The organism is Nocardia aurantiaca, from assembly GCF_009708175.1.
Taxonomy (GTDB): Bacteria; Actinomycetota; Actinomycetes; order Mycobacteriales; family Mycobacteriaceae; genus Nocardia; species Nocardia aurantiaca.
Genome location: NZ_WMBB01000015.1, coordinates 38,936 through 57,704 on the forward strand (window position 1 = coordinate 38,936; position 18,769 = coordinate 57,704).

The 18,769-nt window shown below is 69.3% G+C and carries 19 protein-coding genes; 12 read left to right on the forward strand and 7 right to left on the reverse strand.

Annotation, left to right across the window (positions count from 1 at the left end; all coding sequences use genetic code 11):
• Nucleotides 1-37: 37 nt before the first annotated feature.
• The gene (locus GLP40_RS27560; protein WP_154790936.1) at nt 38-616 is read right to left on the reverse strand and encodes a TIGR03086 family metal-binding protein; all 579 of its coding nucleotides are present in this window, start codon (nt 614-616) and stop codon (nt 38-40) included.
• Nucleotides 617-790: 174 nt separating this feature from the next.
• Between GLP40_RS27560 and GLP40_RS27565 the strand changes: the two genes are divergently transcribed.
• Nucleotides 791-1,024, forward strand: a complete 234-nt coding sequence (locus tag GLP40_RS27565; RefSeq protein WP_154790937.1) for a hypothetical protein — start codon at nt 791-793, stop codon at nt 1,022-1,024.
• A 91-nt stretch (nt 1,025-1,115) separates the two neighbouring features.
• Complete coding sequence (locus GLP40_RS27570; protein WP_154790938.1) at nt 1,116-1,352, forward strand: hypothetical protein; 237 nt, start codon at nt 1,116-1,118, stop codon at nt 1,350-1,352.
• An 18-nt stretch (nt 1,353-1,370) separates the two neighbouring features.
• On the opposite strand, the gene menD is transcribed toward GLP40_RS27570, so the two are convergent.
• Complete coding sequence (menD, locus tag GLP40_RS27575) at nt 1,371-3,005, reverse strand: 2-succinyl-5-enolpyruvyl-6-hydroxy-3-cyclohexene-1-carboxylic-acid synthase (protein WP_328290735.1); 1,635 nt, start codon at nt 3,003-3,005, stop codon at nt 1,371-1,373.
• A gap of 88 nt (nt 3,006-3,093) precedes the next feature.
• Between menD and GLP40_RS27580 the strand changes: the two genes are divergently transcribed.
• On the forward strand, nt 3,094-3,927 hold the full coding sequence (locus GLP40_RS27580; RefSeq protein ID WP_154790939.1) for a siderophore-interacting protein: 834 nt from the start codon (nt 3,094-3,096) through the stop codon (nt 3,925-3,927).
• A gap of 152 nt (nt 3,928-4,079) precedes the next feature.
• Here the strand turns inward: GLP40_RS27580 and GLP40_RS27585 are convergent, their stop codons facing one another.
• Nucleotides 4,080-4,526 carry a DUF6918 family protein gene (locus tag GLP40_RS27585; RefSeq protein ID WP_328290736.1) on the reverse strand — a complete coding sequence of 149 codons (447 nt, stop codon included), beginning with the start codon at nt 4,524-4,526 and terminating at the stop codon, nt 4,080-4,082.
• A gap of 458 nt (nt 4,527-4,984) precedes the next feature.
• On the opposite strand from GLP40_RS27585, the gene GLP40_RS27590 reads away from it, so the two are divergent.
• The 8 genes from GLP40_RS27590 to GLP40_RS27625 all read left to right on the forward strand — a co-directional run bounded on the left by GLP40_RS27590 (nt 4,985) and on the right by GLP40_RS27625 (nt 11,930).
• The gene (locus tag GLP40_RS27590; protein WP_328290737.1) at nt 4,985-5,878 is read left to right on the forward strand and encodes a 1,4-dihydroxy-2-naphthoyl-CoA synthase; all 894 of its coding nucleotides are present in this window, start codon (nt 4,985-4,987) and stop codon (nt 5,876-5,878) included.
• A gap of 115 nt (nt 5,879-5,993) precedes the next feature.
• Entirely contained in the window at nt 5,994-6,383 is a 390-nt protein-coding gene (locus GLP40_RS27595; protein WP_154790942.1) for a VOC family protein, read from the forward strand.
• Nucleotides 6,384-6,500: 117 nt separating this feature from the next.
• Nucleotides 6,501-7,766 (forward strand): inorganic phosphate transporter, encoded by a 1,266-nt coding sequence (locus GLP40_RS27600; protein ID WP_328290738.1) that lies wholly within the window; start codon nt 6,501-6,503, stop codon nt 7,764-7,766.
• A 9-nt stretch (nt 7,767-7,775) separates the two neighbouring features.
• Entirely contained in the window at nt 7,776-8,045 is a 270-nt protein-coding gene (locus GLP40_RS27605) for a hypothetical protein (RefSeq protein WP_154790943.1), read from the forward strand.
• A 25-nt stretch (nt 8,046-8,070) separates the two neighbouring features.
• Nucleotides 8,071-8,433 carry a DUF3349 domain-containing protein gene (locus GLP40_RS27610; protein ID WP_328290739.1) on the forward strand — a complete coding sequence of 121 codons (363 nt, stop codon included), beginning with the start codon at nt 8,071-8,073 and terminating at the stop codon, nt 8,431-8,433.
• A 108-nt stretch (nt 8,434-8,541) separates the two neighbouring features.
• A complete protein-coding gene (gene menE / locus GLP40_RS27615) occupies nt 8,542-9,678 on the forward strand; it encodes an o-succinylbenzoate--CoA ligase (protein WP_154791059.1) in 1,137 nt (378 codons plus the stop codon).
• Between the two features lie 411 nt (nt 9,679-10,089).
• Complete coding sequence (locus GLP40_RS27620) at nt 10,090-11,094, forward strand: ATP-binding cassette domain-containing protein (protein WP_154790944.1); 1,005 nt, start codon at nt 10,090-10,092, stop codon at nt 11,092-11,094.
• Complete coding sequence (locus GLP40_RS27625; protein WP_154790945.1) at nt 11,091-11,930, forward strand: ABC transporter permease; 840 nt, start codon at nt 11,091-11,093, stop codon at nt 11,928-11,930. Before GLP40_RS27620 ends, GLP40_RS27625 begins: the two co-directional genes overlap by 4 nt.
• Nucleotides 11,931-12,150: 220 nt before the next feature.
• On the opposite strand, the gene GLP40_RS27630 is transcribed toward GLP40_RS27625, so the two are convergent.
• On the reverse strand, nt 12,151-15,855 hold the full coding sequence (locus GLP40_RS27630; RefSeq protein WP_154790946.1) for a BTAD domain-containing putative transcriptional regulator: 3,705 nt from the start codon (nt 15,853-15,855) through the stop codon (nt 12,151-12,153).
• 619 nt (nt 15,856-16,474) lie between these two features.
• Between GLP40_RS27630 and GLP40_RS27635 the strand changes: the two genes are divergently transcribed.
• Nucleotides 16,475-17,344: a 1,4-dihydroxy-2-naphthoate polyprenyltransferase gene (locus GLP40_RS27635; protein ID WP_154791060.1), complete on the forward strand. Its 870-nt coding sequence runs from the start codon at nt 16,475-16,477 to the stop codon at nt 17,342-17,344.
• A gap of 2 nt (nt 17,345-17,346) precedes the next feature.
• On the opposite strand, the gene GLP40_RS27640 is transcribed toward GLP40_RS27635, so the two are convergent.
• From GLP40_RS27640 to GLP40_RS27650, 3 genes are all read right to left on the reverse strand, one after another.
• The gene (locus tag GLP40_RS27640) at nt 17,347-17,727 is read right to left on the reverse strand and encodes a phage holin family protein (RefSeq protein ID WP_154790947.1); all 381 of its coding nucleotides are present in this window, start codon (nt 17,725-17,727) and stop codon (nt 17,347-17,349) included.
• A gap of 70 nt (nt 17,728-17,797) precedes the next feature.
• On the reverse strand, nt 17,798-18,388 hold the full coding sequence (locus GLP40_RS27645; protein ID WP_154790948.1) for a Clp protease N-terminal domain-containing protein: 591 nt from the start codon (nt 18,386-18,388) through the stop codon (nt 17,798-17,800).
• A complete protein-coding gene (locus GLP40_RS27650; RefSeq protein WP_033089567.1) occupies nt 18,388-18,609 on the reverse strand; it encodes a helix-turn-helix domain-containing protein in 222 nt (73 codons plus the stop codon). Before GLP40_RS27650 ends, GLP40_RS27645 begins: the two co-directional genes overlap by 1 nt.
• Between the last annotated feature and the right edge of the window lie 160 nt (nt 18,610-18,769).

An 18,769-nucleotide genomic window follows, 5' to 3' on the forward strand; every position in this document is an offset into this window, starting at 1 on the left:
CCCTCGCCGCGCGCGGGCCGCATCCCCGATGCGCGAATCAGTCCCGGGCCCAGGACGGATCGCGGCCCGTCAGGCCGAGCACCCGATCGAACAGGGGCGCCTCGGCGGGAATGTCGACGACGGGTCCGAAGAGTCCCGGGATCCCCTCGCGGGGCGTATCGCGCAGCATGCCGAGCAGCACGGCCAGGTCCGCCGGGTCCGGGTCGTAGGACTGCCCGGTCGCGCGAGCCAGGTCCCAGCCGTGAATCACCAACTCGTCCAAGGCGAACACCGCCATCTGCGGGGCGGTCCCGAGTACGCCGCCCACCTCGGTCTCACCGGCCCACGCCGCCGGTTCGCGCCAGGCCGCCACCAGGGATTTCAGCTGCGCGGGAATGCGGTCGCGCCAATCCTCGGGGAGTGTCCCGGCCCCGTGCACCGGTGGCTGGGAACGGCCGATCATCTCCTTGGTGGCGCCTTGCCGGAAGCCCTCGGTGAAGCCCAGCACATGGACCAGCATGTCGCGCACGCTCATCCCGGACGGCGTGCGGCTGTCGAAATCGGCCTCGGAGATGGCGGCGACGACCGCCTCCACCGCGCCCGCGGCGGCTTCCAGATCGAATGCCGGAGTGGTCATGATTCCTCCCGGAGGACATGCCGAACCATCCGTGCGGCCCGGTCACCGATAAGGACGGAGCGGGGCCGCGGAATTCACCGCAGTCGCCCGGAGTGTATCGGCCGCACCGCGTCGCAACCGGTTCGTTAGGCGCTATCAGGGGCGAAAGACGCTGGTGGGGAGGAGAATTGAGAGATGAAAGGCGATCGTGTGGAGATCGTCGTCGACACCGGCGACGGATCCCGGAACTACGAGATCATTGCGACCAGAGCGGGCCGCCGCATCGAGACGCGCGTCGCGCGCGGCATTGTCGAGGTCAGCGAGGTGACCAGGACCGGGAGTTCCGTACGGACCGCCCGATTCATGGCCGGGCGGGTGCTGGCCCTGGTCGAATACCCCGCCGACGACGCGGCGCTGCCCGGCGAATGAAGCTGGACGCTTGCCGATCGGGGTGAAACAGGGGCATCCTCGGAAGTGCCCGACTGCACGGCCCGTCCACCCCGGCAGAGAGGAGCAAGCGATGACCGATCGCATCGACGCAGACGCAGTGCCCGAGGCCGACTACGTGGAGCAGAGCACTCCCGCCTATCCGGCGCAGGACGTGGACTCCGAGACCCCCGACACGGATTCCGAGGTCGCCCCGCTACCCGCCGACGACAATGGCTGGACCGCCTCCGAAGCGGACCTGGCCGAACAGGCGATCTCCGTCCCCTTGGACGACGACGACTATGACGACAGCTCCGACAGCGGATACTGACCGACGACGTTCGCGTACCTAATTCGACACGCCGGCCCGCACCGTGGCGTGCAGTTCACGCAGGCTCGACCGCTCGGTCGCGACCTCGAGCACCCGGATGCCGTGCGCGTTGGCGGTCAGTTCGACCGCCAGCTCCGCCGGATCGACCTGGCGGTGCGGAACGCGATAGGCGGCGCACAGCGCGGCCAGGTCCATCCCGTGCGGGGTTCCGAAGACCCGCTCGAACACGCCCGCGTACTGCGGATCGCCCTGCTCGAGCAGTTCGAAGATGCCGCCGCCGTCATCATTGGCGACCACGATGGTGAGGTCCTCCGGCCGCGGCTCGCCCGGGCCGATGAGCAGGCCGGACGCGTCGTGCAGGAAGGTCAGATCACCCATGAGCGCGACCGTGCGGCCCGGATGGGTGAGGGCCGCGCCGACCGCCGCCGAGACGGTGCCGTCGATGCCGGCCACGCCGCGATTGGACAGCACCCGGACCCCGGGCCGCGGCTGCGACACCAGCGCCGCGTCGCGGACCGGGTTCGAGGCGCCGAGCAGCAGCTGATCACCCTCGTGCAGGGCGTCCATGACGACGGCCGCGACATGCAGGCCGGTCGGCTTGGGGTGTCCGGCCAACTCGGCACGGACGACCTTGACGGCCTTCTCGTTCAGATCGCGGCACAGCTCCAACCACTCCCGGCGAGGGGTGCCGCGGGTGACCGCGCGAGTGCCGGTGCCGACCACATTGCCGGATACATCGGGCCAGCGCGGACCCGTGGTCAGCGCGTACACGGTGACCTCGGGATCCGACAGCACCCGCGACACCTGCCGGTGCAGGGTGGGCCGTCCGGTGATGATGGCCTGCTCGGGTTTCAGCAGCGGCAGCGCCAGCGGATGCAGAGCCGGGCCGTGTACAGGCGCGGTCGGTTCGGCGACCGTGGGCAGCGCCGCGAGTTCGGGCCGATGGCCCGCGCCGTGCCCGGAGATGACCACGGTGTCCGGGGTCAGATCGATATCGAGCGGCACATCCAGGGTCGCGTATTGCGTTGCCGTCCAGGGCCGTTCGTTCTCCCGGCCGGGCGGTAGCGCGTCACCGGCGGCCAGGTCCGGCACCAGCGGTTCGCGCAGCGGAATATCGAAATGCACGGGACCGGCATTGCCGGAGCGGGTGCCGCGGGCGGCGGCCAGCACCCGGCACACGGCCGAGCGCCAGACGCTGTTCTGCTTCGAGTAGCGATCGTCGCCGGGCTCCTCCTCGGCGAGGCCGAGGCTGATGGCGGCACGCACCTGGCTGCCGAAGAGACCGAACTGCTCAACTGTCTGATTCGCGCCCGTCCCCAGCATCTCGTAGGGCCGGTTGGCGCTCAGCACGATGAGCGGGACGCGGGCGTAGTTGGCCTCGAGGACGGCCGGGCCCAGATTGGCCACGGCGGTGCCGGAGGTCATGACGACGGGCACCGGACAACCGCCGGCGGCGGCCAGGCCGACGGCGAGGAAACCCGCGGTGCGCTCGTCGATGCGCATGTGCAGCCGGATCCGCCCGGCCTGGTCAGCGGCCTGTAATGCGAAGGCCAACGGGGCATTTCGCGAACCGGGGCACAGGACCACGTCCCGCACTCCACCGCGTGCGAGCTCGTCGACGACAACATGCGCCTGTGCAGTCGAAGGATTCACGCCTCCAGCCTCTCAGACAGCGGTCGACCGCGCTGCGTCGGCCCGCTCACACCCGCGCGTCAAGTTAGGGTTTGCTAACCTAAGCCGCATGGCGAAGCGCAGCAAACATGTCAAGCCCGAACACCGCGAGATCCTGACCGCGGAGGTCCTGGCCAGCACAAGAATCAGCCCCCATTTCGTCCGCGTCACCCTGGGCGGTCCGGGCCTGGCGGGATTCACCGCCATGGGATTCGACCAGTGGTTCCGGCTGTTCATGCCGGGGCGCGACGGCAATCTGAAGCTGCCCACCTCCGCCGGCAATCTCGGCTGGTTCGCGCAGTACCTGATGATGGGCAAGGAGCACCGGCCGCTGGCGCGCAACTACACGGTGCGTGACTACCGCGCCGCCGGCCTCGGGCAGTTCAGCAGCACCGCCGAGATCGACATCGACTTCGTCTCGCACGGCGAGGACAGCCCCGCCTCCACGTGGGCGAACAATGCCACCCCGGGCTGCGAGGTCGGACTGCTCGATGAGGGCATCACCTATCAGGCTCCCGACCACTGCGACTGGACCCTGCTGGTCGGCGATGAGAGCGCGCTGCCCGGCATCGCGGGCGTGCTGCGATCGCTGCCGCGCGAGACGAAGGGCGCGGTCTACCTCGAGATTCCGTGCGCCGAGGACGAGCAGGAACTGGGCGAACCCGAAGGCGTGCAGGTGAATTGGCTGGTCCGCACCGAACCGCACGGCGAGGTGGGCGCGCTGGCGGCCGAGGCCGTGCGCGAGGCGGACCTTCCCGGCACGGGCGTCTACGCCTTCGTCGCGGGTGAGCAGAAGCTGGCCGCGGGCGTGCGGCGGCACCTGTCGCAGGAGCGTGAAATCCCCAAGGCGGACATCACTTTCACCGGCTACTGGCGAGTCGGCAAGTCCCAGGGCCCTGCCTGAGGCGCGGGTCCATGGAGCCGTTCACTCCCCCGCTCCAGGCGCGGGGAGGCGGAGCGCTCCAGAATCGAGCGCTCCGCCTCCCCGCGCTTGGCCGCGAACCTCGAGGTTTCTGCCCCAGGGTTTGCGGCCCGTCGTCACAGCGACCGGTCGGTCTAACCAGCGTGCCGCTGAACCAGGTCACCCAGGCGCGGAAGGGCCTCGGCGACATGCTTCTTCGCCGACGAGCGCATGGAGTTGTAGACCTTGGTCAGCGCCGGACGCGAAGACGCCTCGGCCCGCGCGTCGGTCACCGACAGCAGGGCATCGGCGACCTCGTCCTGCTTGGAGACCAGCAGATCGGCGAACGAACCGGCGCCACCGTTCTTGTACTCGACCCAGTACGGCTCCAGCTGCTCGACGAACTTGGGCGCGAAGGACTCCAGCGCATCACTCACGATGGACGGGCTGACCTTCTTGATCGCGGCATAGCCGCCCTTGACGACGAGGCCCGACGCGCCGCCCTTGTCCGACACCTCCTCGTCCAGGACCTTCTCCGCGTCGGCGATGAAGGCGGGACGCTTAGCGTCATCGAGCAGGGATTCAGACAGTGCTGCAACCACTTTCAGGTTCCTCCGGATAGTTTTCGATCAACGAGCGCACGCAACTATACGCACCTGTGCCCCCGCACACACGATGCCAATGCGCCGCTACTGCCACAGCAGCAACAGCACTGTAAGCCCTCCGCAATCGATTGGCAGGGTGTTCGATTGCCCTCCGCATCGCTCGAGGCGGGTTCGCGGCGCTGAAAGTCTCGTTCTTCCACCTCCTCTCCTGCGCTTCCCTCCCTCCGCTGCAAGGCGTAGGTCTCTCGAGCCGCGGTCCGGAACGAGACGCGCCGCGAACCTCGCAGGCATTTCCGAATGTCGGTCGGGCGTCCGGAATTCGCAGCCGCTAACGATCAGCGCTCTTGTCGGATGGCCGAATTCCGCTGTCGAGAATTCGCGTGACGCACAAAACACCGCGCCGAACTGCGGTGGGCCTCCACCACGACGCGAGCGCGAGAAGTATGTTCAGACCCGTGACCTTCAATGCGACACTGTGGCGGCCCGTCCCGGGATTCGAGAACCTCACCGACATCACCTACCACCGGCACGTCGAGCAGGGCACGGTACGGATCGCCTTCGATCGTCCAGAGGTACGCAACGCTTTCCGGCCGCACACCGTCGACGAGCTCTACCGCGCCCTCGACCACGCCCGCATGAGCGCCGACGTCGGCGCGGTCCTGCTCACCGGGAACGGCCCCAGCCCCAAGGACGGCGGCTGGGCCTTCTGCTCCGGCGGCGATCAGCGCATCCGCGGACGCAGCGGCTACCAATACGCCTCCGGCGACACCGCCGACACCATCGACGCGGCCCGCGCCGGGCGACTGCACATCCTCGAGGTGCAGCGGCTCATCCGCTTCATGCCCAAGGTGGTCATCGCCCTGGTCAACGGCTGGGCCGCGGGCGGCGGCCACAGCCTGCACGTCACCTGCGACCTCACCCTGGCCTCACGCGAGCACGCCCGGTTCAAGCAGACCGACGCCGATGTGGGCAGCTTCGACGCCGGCTACGGCAGCGCCTACCTGGCGAAAATGGTGGGGCAGAAGTTCGCTCGCGAGATCTTCTTCCTCGGACGGCCCTACACCGCCGAGGAGATGCACCAGATGGGTGCGGTCAACGCCGTCGTGGACCACGAGCAGCTCGAGGATGTCGCGCTCGAGTGGACCGCCGACATTCTCGGCAAGTCGCCACAGGCCATTCGAATGCTGAAATACGCCTTCAACCTCACCGACGACGGACTGGTCGGTCAGCAGCTTTTCGCCGGAGAGGCAACGCGCCTGGCCTACATGACCGACGAAGCCGTCGAGGGCCGCGACGCCTTCCTCGAGAAGCGCCGACCCGACTGGAAACCCTACCCCTGGTACTTCTGAACGTTCCGGACTCGGGGCTCGACCTTCCCGCACCCGGACTTCGCACCCGAACCCCAACTGGGCTTCGCCCCCGAACCTCCCTGTGCGGCAAACGGCAAGCTGTCATGCTGCACTCATGGAGATACTGAGCAGTCGGGTAATCCTGCGGCCGCGCGACTACGAGCGGACGCTGGAGTTCTATCGCGACGCGCTGAAGCTGGCCATTGCCCGCGAGTATCCCGGTGGGACGGTCTTTTTCGCGGGACAGTCGCTCATCGAGGTGGCGGGGCACGGGCACAAGCACGACGGTCCGCCCGGCTTCGCGGGCGCCCTCTGGTTGCAGGTGCGCGACTGTGATGAGGCCGCCGCGGAACTCGCGCTGCGCGGGGTCGCCATCGACCGTGCGCCCGAGCGCGAGCCATGGGGCCTCATCGAGATGTGGATCCACGATCCCGACGGGGTGCCGATCGTCCTCGTGGAGGTGCCGGCGAATCACCCACTCCGGCGCGATATCCGGGGCGACTGAGTGCGGCCGATACCGGCCCGGCCCGGGCGCACCACTCCTTAGCACGAAGGTAACTGTGAAATGCGTCCGGGGGCACCGGTTAACGGAGCGTAAAGGGTATGCCGCAAACTGATCGGTGTGTCTGCCGAACTGCTCGTTCTGCTGATCGTTGTTTGCACAGCCTTGGCATTCGACTTCACCAACGGATTTCACGACACCGCGAACGCGATGGCCACCTCCATCGCCACCGGTGCCCTCCCCCCGCGTACCGCCGTACTCCTGTCCGGAGCACTGAATCTGGTCGGCGCGTTCCTCAGCGTCGCCGTCGCCGCGACGGTCGCCGAGGGAATCGTCGATCTATCGGAGGTGAGCGGCCGAGCCCTGCTGGACATCGTCTTCGCCGGTCTCGTCGGAGGCATTCTGTGGAATCTGTTCACCTGGTTGTTGGGTTTGCCATCGAGTTCCTCGCACGCTCTGTTCGGCGGAATCATCGGCTCGACCATCGCGGCGCTGGGCTGGCACGGGGTGATCTGGACCGCGGGCAGCAAGGGTGTGCTCGCCAAGATCATCGTCCCGGCCGTGCTCTCCCCGGTGGTCGCGGCGCTGGTGGCTTCGATCGCCTCCTGGGTGGTGTACCGGATCACGCGGGGCACCAACGAGAAGACCGTGTCACGCGGCTTTCGGATCGGACAGATCGGCACCGCCTCCCTGGTCTCGCTGGCGCACGGCACCAATGACGCGCAGAAGACCATGGGCATCATCTTCCTGGCCCTCATCGCGCACGGTTCGGCCAAGGCCAGCGATCCGCTGCCGCTGTGGGTCATCGTGTCCTGCGCCATCGCCATGGCCGCCGGCACCTGCCTGGGCGGCTGGCGCATCATCCGCACCCTGGGCAGGGGCCTGGTCGACATCGCGCCGCCGCAGGGCTTCGCCGCCGAATCCACCAGTGCGGCGATCATTCTCACCTCGGCCCACTTCGGCCTGCCGCTGTCCACCACCCAGGTGGTGACCGGATCCATCCTCGGTTCCGGCATCGGACGTCCGGGCGCGGAGGTGCGCTGGGGCGTGCTGGGCCGCATGGTGGTGGCGTGGGTGCTGACGCTACCGCTGGCCGGCGTGGTGGGCGCGATCTGCTGGGCCATCCTGCACGGCATCGGCGGCACGATCGGCGTGCTGGTGGTGCTCGCGCTGCTGATCGCCATGGCCGCGCTCATCTGGTTCCGGTCCAAGCGCGCGGTGGTCAACTCGCGCAACGTCACCGACGAATGGGATGCCCCGGCGACCCCGGCCACCCCGAATCACCGCAATGACGACACCGCGGTTCACCGCAATGACGACACCGCGGTTCACCGCAATGACGACACCGCGGTTCACCGCAATGACGACACCGTCGGAATCGGCTAGGAGACAGCGATGCACACCCTGCTGCACAACCTCTCCGACCTGTGGCGAGTCATGCTGGCCGCCTTGATCTTCGGGGCCGGGCTGCCGACCGTCTTCGCGGTCGGAATCCGCTTGCGGGCGCAGGTGGACGACGGCGCGCGCGGCGCCGGCCGCACCGCCGCGCTGTTCGCGTCCACCGTCTGCTTCGCCCTGGTCATGATCGCGGTGGTGGCCGGTGTGCTCTTCATCGCACGCGGCTTCCTGGCCTCCCGACTCGGTATTCACCTGCTCGGCGCGTGACGCCGCCTGACCGAAAGGCACGCTCGTGAGCACCCCCGAACACACCGACAAAACGACGACCGAACCCGCCCGCACCCCGCATCCGCGCGCCAACGTGCTGCAGAAGGTGCTGGACTGGCTGAAAGCCGGATATCCGCAGGGCATTCCGCAGTCGGACTACGTCGCGCTGCTCGCGGTGCTGCACCGGCGGCTCACCGATTACGAGGTGCACCTCGTGGTGGAGGAGCTGATCCGCGAGCGGGTGGCGAGTTCCGACATCGACCGCGCCGACATCGAGGCGGCGATTGCCCGAGTTGCCAAGGAGCAGCCCGGCGAGGACGATATCGCTCGGGTGGCCTCCAGGCTCGCAGCCGGTGGATGGCCGCTGGCGACACCGACGTCCGACTGACCGCACGAGACCCGCAGCATCGACACCCGGCCGCCGACCCCAGCGCGCGCCGCCGTCCCACGGAATGACACGATCGCGAACGTGAGCAATACTCTCCGAATCCTTCCCATGCCCACCGGCGCAGCGGTGAGCGATGTATTGCCGCATCTCCGAGAAGCCTTGGAGGGCAACGGCCCGGCCTGGCTTCCGGTCCCCACCGCCGACCGCCGCGAGACTCAGCGCCTGAGCGGCAGCCTGCGTCCCGGCGAGGAGATCGACGACGACGTGGCCCTGGTGGTCACCACCTCCGGCACCACCGGAAATCCCAAGGGCGCCATGCTCACCGCGGCCAATCTGCGGGCCAGCGGCGACGCCACCCATGAGCGACTGGGCGGTCCCGGGCAGTGGCTGCTGGCCTTGCCCACCCATCACATCGCGGGCATTCAGGTCCTGCTGCGCAGCATTCTGGCCGGGACCGAGCCCGCCGTGCTGGACGTCTCCGGCGGCTTCCTGCCCGAGGCCCTGGTCGGCGCGATCGCCGGCATGCGCGGGCCGCGCCGCTACACCTCGCTGGTGCCGACCCAGCTGATCAAGGCCCTCGACGAGCCGGCCGCCACCGCGGCGCTGGCCGACCTGGACGGCGTGCTGGTCGGCGGCGCGGCCACCCCGAAGCCGGTGCTGGACCGGGCCCGCGCGGCGGGCATCACCGTCTTCCGCACCTACGGCATGAGCGAGACCTGCGGCGGCTGCGTGTACGAGGGAGTACCGCTCACGGGCACCAAGGTACGCATCGAGGATGGCCGGGTGCTGCTCGGCGGCGACACCGTCGCCAAGGGCTACCGCAATATCCCCGACCACCCGGCCTTCGCCGAGCCGGGCTGGTTCCGCACCGAGGACGCCGGCCACTTCGACAATGGCGTGCTGACCATCACCGGCCGTCTCGACGAGGCCATCATGACCGGCGGCCTGCTGGTCATCCCGCAGGTCGTCGAGGCCGTCCTCATCAACCACCCCGCCGTCTCCGAATGCGTCGTGCTCGGCCTGCCCGACGACCGCCTCGGCCAGCGCGTCGCCACCGCCATCGTCCCGGCCCAAGGCGCGGCCGCCCCCACCCTCGACGAACTCCGCGACCACGTCGTCGCCGAACTCGACCCCATCGCCGCCCCCCGCGAACTGGCCGTCCTCGACGAACTCCCGCTCCGCGGCCCGGGCAAACCCGACCGCGCGAAGCTGCGCCAACTCCTCCTGGCCGCCTCGCCGCACTGAGCCGACCGACAGGATGTGGGACCCCGCGGGGCCCACATCCTGTCGAAGCCGAGTGCGCGGCCCGCGCGTCTCGATGCGGCGGCAAATCCGCCTGTGGCCTCGGGGTGCGTCACGCGCGAGTGCCGACACCGCCCACTGCGGCACGGCGGAGGCGCACCCAGCCCGTGGCCGATCCACGGCGATGCGGTCGACCGAACCATCGATCATGTCCAGCAGGGCCGCCACGATCATCACGATCGTGGCGGCCCCGACGCCCGGGACTTGCGGGGTCCGAGGCGCAGTCCCGACGGTCTCGAGGGGTTCGGGGGCGCAGTCCCCGAGACTTACGAGCAGCGTTGTTCCTCCCCTCTTGCGTGAGCCGCGCAATCGCCGTGCAAGGGAGGTGCAAGCCGAGCCCCGCAGGCTGTAGCCATGACTTCTTACACACCTGCCGAGACTCTCGCCATCGAGGCGGACGGCTTGGTCAAGGTCTTCGGGGAGCAGCGGGCCGTCGACGGCGTGAGTCTCGCGGTGCCGCGGGGGGCCGTCTACGGCGTGCTCGGACCCAACGGCGCCGGCAAGACCACCACGATCCGCATGCTCGCGACCCTGCTGCGCCCGGACGGCGGTAGCGCCCGCATCTTCGGCCGCGACGTGGTGGCCGAGCCGACCGCGGTGCGCTCGCTCATCGGCGTCACGGGCCAGTACGCGTCCGTGGACGAAAAGCTCACGGCCACCGAGAATCTGGTGATCTTCTCGCGGCTGCTGGGACTGTCCCGGACCGAGGCGCGCCGCAAGTCGGTCGAGCTGCTCGAGGAGTTCGGCCTGACCGAGGCCGCCGACAAGGCGCTGGAGAACTTCTCCGGCGGCATGCGACGCCGCCTGGATCTGGCCGCCAGCCTGATCGCGCATCCGCCGCTGCTGTTCCTGGATGAGCCGACCACTGGACTCGACCCGCGCACCCGCGCACAGATGTGGGACACCATCCGGCGGCTGGTGCGGGAGGGCTCGACCGTGCTGCTCACCACCCAGTACCTGGACGAGGCCGACCAGCTGGCCGACCGGATCGCGGTCATCGACCGCGGGAAGGTCATCGCCGACGGCACCTCCGACGAGCTCAAGTCCTCGGTCGGCCTGTCCGCGCTGCAGCTGACCCTGGCAGACCGCGACCGCATCGAGGCGGCCCGCATCCTGGTCAGCGAGGTCCTTTCGCGTGCGGCGGGCCGGATCGTCGAGGCCACCATCACCCCCGAGGCGGGCCGCATCACCGCGCCCCTGCCCGATCCCAGCATCACCACCGACATCCTGATCCGGTTGCGCGAGGACGACATCCGGGTCGACGAGATCAATGTCGCCAAGCCGAGCCTGGACGAGGTGTTCTTCGCGCTCACCGGGCACGCCGCCGAGGACGACGAGAGCGAACGGAGCGCCGCATGACCACCACCCTCACCGCCCCCGCCGGGCGGCACGCGGCGACGGCCGCACCGATCCCCGATGTGAGCAATCACATTCCGTTCAGGCAGACCGTGGCGAACTCGTTCACCATGGCCTACCGCGGCATCCTGAAGATCAAGCACAATCCGGAGCAGCTGTTCGACGTCACCATTCAGCCGATCCTGTTCACGGCCCTGTTCGCGGGCATCTTCGGCGGCGCCATGGCCGGCAGCGTGAGCGCGTACCTGCCGACCCTGATTCCGGGCCTGCTGGTGCAGACGGTGGTACTGACCTCGGTGGTCACCGGCACCCAGCTGCGCGAGGATATGGACAAGGGCGTCTTCGACCGCTTCAAATCCCTTCCCATCGCCCGTATTTCGGCACTGTCGGGCGCGCTGCTGGCGGACATGGTCCGCTACGGTCTGGCCACGGTGCTGACGGTGGCGATGGGCCTGATCCTGGGCTACCGCCCGGAGGGCGGATTCGCGGCCGTGGTGGTCGCGGGTTTGCTGGTGGTGTTCTGCTCCTTCGCGATCAGCTGGATCTGGGCGCTGATCGGTATCACCGGTAAGAGCGCGCCCGCCGTGCAGGGCATGTCGATGATGATCATGTTCCCGCTGACCTTCATGTCCGGCGCATTCGCTCCGGTGTCCACCATGCCGGGCTGGCTGCAGGGCATCAACAAGGCCAACCCGATCTACTACATGGTCAATGCGGCCCGAGAACTGATGAACAGCAATGTCTACAGCTCCAACCTGGTGTACTCCGTGATCGGCTCGCTGGTCGTGATCGCGATCTTCGCACCCCTCGCGGTGAAGGCGTACATGCGGCGCGCGTGATGCGCCCGTACCGCCCCGCGATTCGAGCGCCCGCCCACCGACTGTCGGTGGGCGGGCGTTTCGCGCACCAGGCACGCTTGCCGGGAAACGCCGGGTGTGCTCGCCTGGCGACCACTGGGCACGGATCCGCCGGAAGCCGGCCCGCTCGACCCGCCGACACCGTCCGAATCCGACGAGACCGCCTCGGCCGAATCTCGCTGCGACGCAGGCGGCATCGGCGCTACGGAAGCCCGACCGCCTCGATCGGTCCGTCACCCTCGTCGCCGGTGATCTCGCGCAGATGGCTCATGATGCGCTCGGCGGCCTGACGGCGGCCCAATCCGGCCACCGCCGCCAGGGCCGCGGATATCCGCTCCTCCCCCAGCATCGGGCGGTGCAGTTCCAGGTGCCGCCGCCACTGCATGGACGGATAGTCCTGGCGGCCGAGGACTTTCGGCGTCAGCACCACCAGCTCCAGCGCCCGGTCCGGATGCCGTCCCGTGGCCAGCAGATAGGTTCCGGTCGCACAGCTCACCACGCCGATCTGCGGCAGATCCCAGTACTGTCTCAGCATGCGGTGCCCGACGCGGGCCAGCTCCGCGGCCGTCCGCGCGACATCCTCGGCGCGGCCGTGGAGTACGTACGCGTCGACGAGGGCCGCGACCAGGATCAAGGTCCCCGGTCCCGGGACGCCGACATCGCGCGGCCAGTTCATGAGCGCCGGTATCCGGTGCAGGCGACGCAGCCCGGTCTCGACATCCCCTTCCGCAAGTTCGACTTCCGCCAGTCCGGCCGACACGGTCGCGAGCCGGTGATTCGGCTGCGTTACCGGAGTATCCAGCGAAAGGCCGCTGCTGAACGCCCCGAGGGCGGGTTCGAGAGCGCGCCGAGCCGCCGCCGGCTTCCCGGTGCCCGCCAGCGCCACGGCCAGATAGCTGCGCACCTCGGCGGCCTCGTCCCAGGCCCGGAGTTCCTCCATCCGGTCGACAGCCCGCCGGTAGTAGTCGACCGCCGCGGCATAGCGCGCCGACTGGCCGTGCATGCTGCCGAGATGCTGGCAGGTCATAGCGGTGCCCCAGGCGTCCTGATCGCCGTTGATGCGCATGGCGAGCTCGGCGTCCCGGATCGACAGGTGGATCAGCCCGTCGTTCTCGCACATGTTCGCACGCAGCAGCAGAGCCGCCACCTGGGTCTGCGGGTCGGGCGAGCGAACGCCCGCGCTCAGCTTCCGGCCCAGCTGGGTGGCGTTCCGGGACTGGGTGACCAGCTCACCGAGGAAACGGCAGACCGGGCTCATCGGTGCTCCGGAGGCCAGGATCCGGCGGATGGTGATGCGCACCCGGATCACCCGAATGTCCTTGCCGCTGAACATCATGTGCAGGCCGATCATCAGCTGGCCGATGAGGTAGAGGTCGGTCTCGTCGGCGACCGCCGGAAATCGGCGCGGCGGGACGGCCAGAATGCGGGGCGCCCAGCCGATCAGTTCGGCATGCGCACCGCGCAACACCCACAGGCTCGCCAGGATCGGGAAGACCGTGTGCACGGTCGCGATGTCGTCCCGCTCGAGTGCGTGACGCAGCACCGCGACCAGATTGTCCCCCTCCGCACCCAGGTCCAGAGCCGCCCGGACCTGTTCGGCCGTGTGGTATCGGCGCGCCGTATCCAGCGCGAAGTCCCTCGCCCAGTCCGACATCCGGTCCATCACCAGCTCGGCGTCCCCGGAGAGGGCGAGCTGCTCCTCGCCGAATTCCCGCACGGTCTCGAGCATCCGGTAGCGGGTGCCGCCCTCGTCGTCCTCCAGCACGGTCAGCAACGACTGACCCACCAGCCCGTCGACGGCCGTCGCGGGATCGTCCATCTCGGTTCCGGCGAGCACGGTTTCGGCGGCGGCGAGGGTGAAACCCGCCGGGAACCGGCATAGTCGGCGCAGCGCGACCCGCTGGGGTTCGTCGAGCAGGTTCCAGCTCCATTCGATCACCGCGTGCAGGGTGCGATGCCGCTGCGGAGAGCTGCGATCGCCGCTGCGCAGCAGGGCGAAGCGGTGATCGAGGCGGGAATCGATCTCCTCCACGCTCATGGTGCGCACCCGCGCCGCCGCCAACTCGATGGCCAGCGGCAGCCCGTCGAGGGTACGGCAGAGCCGGGCCACCACCTGCCGGTCCAGCCGCGCCGACGGCCGCACGGCGCGAGCCCGCGCCTCGAACAGATCGGTGGCGGGTGATCCGGCCGCGTCAATGGTCAACGGCGGCAACGGATAGACCGCCTCGGCCATGATCTCCAGCGGTGCGCGGCTGGTGGTGAGCACGGTCAGCTGATCGCTCGCCCCGACCAGATCCGACACCACCTCGGCCACGCCCTCGATGAGATGCTCGCAGTTGTCCAGGATCAGCAGGGTCGGCCGCATCCCGAGCGCCTCCCGCAGCTTCTGCCGGACATCGCGGCCCGGCACCTGCCGAAGCACGTTCGTCTCACGCACGACGTCGGCCACGCCGAGGGTGGTCGCGATCGCGGCCTCGATCTCGACACGGGTCTCCGCCGCGCCCTGCGAATCCGCCCGCAGCGACGCCAATTCCACCAGCGTCACCGCGGTGTGGTGCGCCAGCCGTGCGCCCAGTTCATTGGCGATCCGGGTCTTGCCGGTTCCGCCCGGCCCCAGCACGGTGGTGACCCGGGAGGCGCGCAGCATCTCCTCGAGCGCTTCCAGATCGGCTTCCCGCCCCAACAGCGGATTCGGCGCGGCCCGCAATCCGATCGCGTTCTCGCCCATCAACTCTCGCGCCTCGGCCGCCGCAGCGCCCCCGGCCGTCCGGCGTGAGAAGCGCGGCGGACCGGGGCCGTCCGAGCCGGGCACGGGCCCGTCGGCGGGCGAATCCCGGTGCGCGCGAACAGCTCCCACCGCTCCGAGTGCATGGCGATCGATCGAGGGGACCCGACCGTTCGTGTCCGGGTCGGGCACCGCGGACAGTCCTCGCGCCGTTGTTGCGGCCGCAACGCCGGGCTGACTCCGGATGCCGCTGTAGGCCGCGGGTGCGAAAGCGCCGGACTCGGGTGATATCACCGGATATCCGTGCGCCGCGGCGCTATCCATCGGCGCGCCGACGTGGTCCGAGCGCGCGCCGCGCACGATCCCCGAGGTCGGCTGCCCGGGCAGTGGTTCGCCGCGCAGGATGGCGGTGTTCAAGGCGACCAGCGCGGGGCCGGGGTCGGCGCCGAGCTGGTCGACCAGCCGGGTGCGCAGGGTGGCGAAGACGTCGAGGGCCTCGTTGGTGCGACCCGCCGCGGCGAGCAGGCGCATCAGAGTCGAGTGCGCGGGCTCGTCCAGCGAATCGGCGGTCACGGCGCGCTGCGCCAGTTCGATGGCGGCGGGCAGATCGCCAACGGCCTCCCGCACGGTCAGTTCCAGGGCGTCCAGGGCGCGGCGGCGGGTGGCGGCCAGCGCGCCGAGTTCCTCGCCGACCGGACCGGGCGGAAGGTCGGCGCCGGGTTCGCCGCGCCAGAGGCCGCGAGCGGTGGCCAGCAGATCCAGGCAGGCGGTGTCGTCGCCGATCGTATGAGCTTGGCGGGCTTGCTTTTCCAGCTGGTGGGCAAGGGTCAGGTCGACCTGCTCGGGGGCCAGGACCAGCCGATACCCGGCGGGGCCGATCTCGAGCGCGCCCTCGGGCAGCGCCGAGCGCAGCCGCGAGACCTGCGTGTGCAGCGCGTTCATGGGCGCACGTGGCGGGTCCTCACCCCACACGTCATCGATGAGCGCTTGCGCGCTGCGGCTGCGGCCGGGACGCAGCGCCAGCGTTGCCACCAGCAGCCGGGCTCGGGCGCCCGGTACCGCGGTGAGCGCGCCGTCGCGGCGCAGTGCGATCTCGCCCAGCAGGGCCACCAGTGTCGAGTCGACCACGTTCGCCACCCGCGCGCTTCCCGTGCTGCTCGAACTGCCTTCTTCCGAATTCATTCCTTACCAATCGTAGGTGAGCGACCGAGCCGCCGCCGGATCCGCCGGGCCCGGTGTCAGCAGGTCGCACCGGATCGGCTTACCCGATACGCCGAGCTCGGCTCAACCGGATTTGTCGAGGGCGGGCCATCGGGGGTCCGCAGCGCCTGCGCTCATGCCCTGGCCGCGTTCGACATTCACCGGGAAACAGTCATCAAGGCCGATCTCGCACAGGTCCAGGCACTCGTCGACGACTTCCACCGGTGGCGCAAGCGGTCACCCTGGGAGGACACCGACCCAGCCACGGAGCGCATCTCCAGTGGCATCGGGGCAGGCCGCGGCGATGTGGAGATCACCTCCTGCGCTTCGCAGAAGCCGTGGTAGGCGACCGACCAGGGTCACCGTCGAATTCCGCCCGCGGGGCGATAGCACCGTGGTGACCTGGCGCATGACCGCCGCGCAGAACGGCGTGATGGCCGTCACCGGCAAGCTGTTCGGAATGGATCGCCTGGTGCGCGAGGACTTCGAGAAGGGGCAAGCCCAGCTCGAGGCCGCGGCCGAAGACCGTCCGCGGCTCGGCCCGGCAACGCCGGACCCTCGGACGGGCGCGCCCGCCGAGCCTCGCACTAGGCTGCGAAGCATGGCTACAGCAGCACAGTGGATCGAGGGCGCTCGGCCGCGCACCCTTCCGAACGCCATCGCCCCGGTTCTGGCGGGCACGGCAGCGGCCGCCTCGGTCGGCGGGTTCGTGTGGTGGAAAGCGATTCTGTGCCTGCTGCTTTCGGTGGCGCTCATCATCGGCGTCAATTACGCCAACGACTACTCCGACGGCATTCGCGGCACCGATGACGAGCGGGTCGGTCCGCTGCGCCTGGTCGGTTCCAAGCTGGCGGCCCCCGCCGCGGTGCGCAATGCCGCCATCGCCTGCCTGACCGTCGGCGCGGTGATCGGCCTGGTGCTGGCGATCACCAGCGCCTGGTGGCTGATCTTGGTCGGCGCGGCCTGCCTGGCCGGAGCCTGGTTCTACACCGGCGGCCGGAACCCGTACGGCTACAGCGGCTTCGGTGAGATCGCGGTCTTCGTGTTCTTCGGCCTGGTGGCGGTGCTCGGCACCGAGTTCGTGCAGGCCGGGCGGGTGGATTGGGCCGGACTGGTGTGCGCGGTGTCCGTCGGCGCCTTCTCCAGCGCCGTGCTGGTCACCAACAACCTGCGCGATATCCCCACCGACACCGAATCCGGCAAGCTCACCCTGGCCGTGCGGCTGGGCGACGCCCACACCCGCACCCTGCACATGGTGCTGATCCTGATCCCGTTCCTCGCGCTGGCATTGCTGGTCTGGCGCAGCCCCTGGACCCTGGCCGCGCTGGTGGCGCTGCCGCTGGCCATCCGTGCCAACGAGCCGGTGCGGACCGGCAAGAACGGACCGGGACTCATTCCCGCCCTTGCCGGTACCGGTCAGGCGATGCTGGTGTGGTCGGCCATCGTGGCCGTGGCGCTGGCCGTCGGCTGAGTTCAGTCCTCGTCGGGGACGAGGACTCCGAGCACCCAGTTCACCACCGAGATGATGATGCCGCCGAGCACCGCGGCCCAGAATCCGTCCACGCGCAGGCCGTAATCCGTGGTGCCGGTGATCTTCGCCGTCAACCACAGCATGAGGGCGTTGATCACCAGCAGGAACAGGCCCAGCGACACCACGATGAAGGGGAATGAGAGCACCTTCACTATCGGTTTCACCAGCATGTTCACCAGGGCGAACACCACGGTGATAGCCGCGATCACCAGGATCTTGCTCTGGGTGGTGTCCTCGGGGGTCTTGATCTCGATGCCGTTCACCCAGGCGGCGGCCAGCCAGATGGCCACCCCGTTGATCAGCAGACGTATCAGTAGCGTCATGCCCCGATCGTAGGGCGAGATCGGGTCTCGGGCCGGACATCTCGATCGGGCCGAATACGCCACTGGCCGATCAGGCCGCGCGATCGAGGTAGCCGGACACGGCGTCACGTAGATTCCGCACCGCGGTCTCGTCGCCGAGCAGGCGCTGGGTGATGGGGTTGGGCGCGCGGAGCACCGCCAGCACCATGTGACCGGCCTCGATGCGATCGTCCTTGCGCGACAGCGCCTCCCGCAGCGAGAGCTCGATGACCTTCTTGGATTCCTTGGTGAATGGAATGTGGCCGCGCGGGCCGCCTTCCGCACCCCAGTACTTCCCCCAGCGCGATCCCGCGACCGGCACCGCGGCCCGGTCGAGGGCGTTCTCGCCGAAGGTGGCCTCCAGGCTCTCCCGCACGGCGTCGAGATCGATGCCGATGGAACGCAGCGCCGCCGCGTCCTCCGCACCGAGAGGCTCACCGGTCCGCTTGCGGGCCACAGTGTCTCGCACACCGTCGGCGGTGAGCCCGTGCGCCACAAGGATTTCCCGCAGGCCCTGGTCGGGGCAGTCGAGCAGGCCCAACAGCATGTGCTCGACCTCGATGCTCGACGAGCACAGATCCCGTGCCTCCTCCTGGGCCATCACGACCGCGTATCTGGCCGCCTTGTCGAATCGTTCGAACATCAGCGGATACCGCCCTTCCGGTTGTACTTCTGGTGGACCGCCTGCCTGCTCACCTCGAGCGCGTCCGCGATGGCCTGCCAGGACCAGCCCTGTTTGCGGGCATTGGTGACCTGAATGGCCTCGAGCCGCTCGAGCAGCCGGCGCAGTGCCAGCACCGCGCGGAGCCCGACCTGGGGGTCGGGGCTGCCGGCGGCGGCCGCCAGAGTCGTTGCCTCACTCATGCCTGTCAATTTACGTTGACACATGCGGAACGTCAACGAAAATTGACACGACATGAAGGCTGTTCACCGTCAGCTGACATCACGTGACGGCCGGACCGGAAGGTCGCGGTCAGGCCCAGGGGGTGAACGGCGCGCAGTCGCGCTCACAGCCGTCGACCCA

Excerpts from the sequence above, each read along its gene's own strand:
- GLP40_RS27605 (WP_154790943.1), top strand. The coding sequence starts at position 7,776 with ATGCACACCCTGCTGCACAACCTCTCCGACCTGTGGCGAGTCATGCTG.
- GLP40_RS27645 (WP_154790948.1), bottom strand. The coding sequence starts at position 18,388 with ATGTTCGAACGATTCGACAAGGCGGCCAGATACGCGGTCGTGATGGCC.
- GLP40_RS27570 (WP_154790938.1), top strand. The coding sequence starts at position 1,116 with ATGACCGATCGCATCGACGCAGACGCAGTGCCCGAGGCCGACTACGTG.
- GLP40_RS27560 (WP_154790936.1), bottom strand. The coding sequence starts at position 616 with ATGACCACTCCGGCATTCGATCTGGAAGCCGCCGCGGGCGCGGTGGAG.
- GLP40_RS27640 (WP_154790947.1), bottom strand. The coding sequence starts at position 17,727 with ATGACGCTACTGATACGTCTGCTGATCAACGGGGTGGCCATCTGGCTG.
- menE (WP_154791059.1), top strand. The coding sequence starts at position 8,542 with ATGCCCACCGGCGCAGCGGTGAGCGATGTATTGCCGCATCTCCGAGAA.
- GLP40_RS27580 (WP_154790939.1), top strand. The coding sequence starts at position 3,094 with ATGGCGAAGCGCAGCAAACATGTCAAGCCCGAACACCGCGAGATCCTG.
- GLP40_RS27630 (WP_154790946.1), bottom strand. The coding sequence starts at position 15,855 with ATGAATTCGGAAGAAGGCAGTTCGAGCAGCACGGGAAGCGCGCGGGTG.
- GLP40_RS27620 (WP_154790944.1), top strand. The coding sequence starts at position 10,090 with ATGACTTCTTACACACCTGCCGAGACTCTCGCCATCGAGGCGGACGGC.
- GLP40_RS27650 (WP_033089567.1), bottom strand. The coding sequence starts at position 18,609 with ATGAGTGAGGCAACGACTCTGGCGGCCGCCGCCGGCAGCCCCGACCCC.
- GLP40_RS27625 (WP_154790945.1), top strand. The coding sequence starts at position 11,091 with ATGACCACCACCCTCACCGCCCCCGCCGGGCGGCACGCGGCGACGGCC.
- GLP40_RS27565 (WP_154790937.1), top strand. The coding sequence starts at position 791 with ATGAAAGGCGATCGTGTGGAGATCGTCGTCGACACCGGCGACGGATCC.
- GLP40_RS27635 (WP_154791060.1), top strand. The coding sequence starts at position 16,475 with ATGGCTACAGCAGCACAGTGGATCGAGGGCGCTCGGCCGCGCACCCTT.
- GLP40_RS27595 (WP_154790942.1), top strand. The coding sequence starts at position 5,994 with ATGGAGATACTGAGCAGTCGGGTAATCCTGCGGCCGCGCGACTACGAG.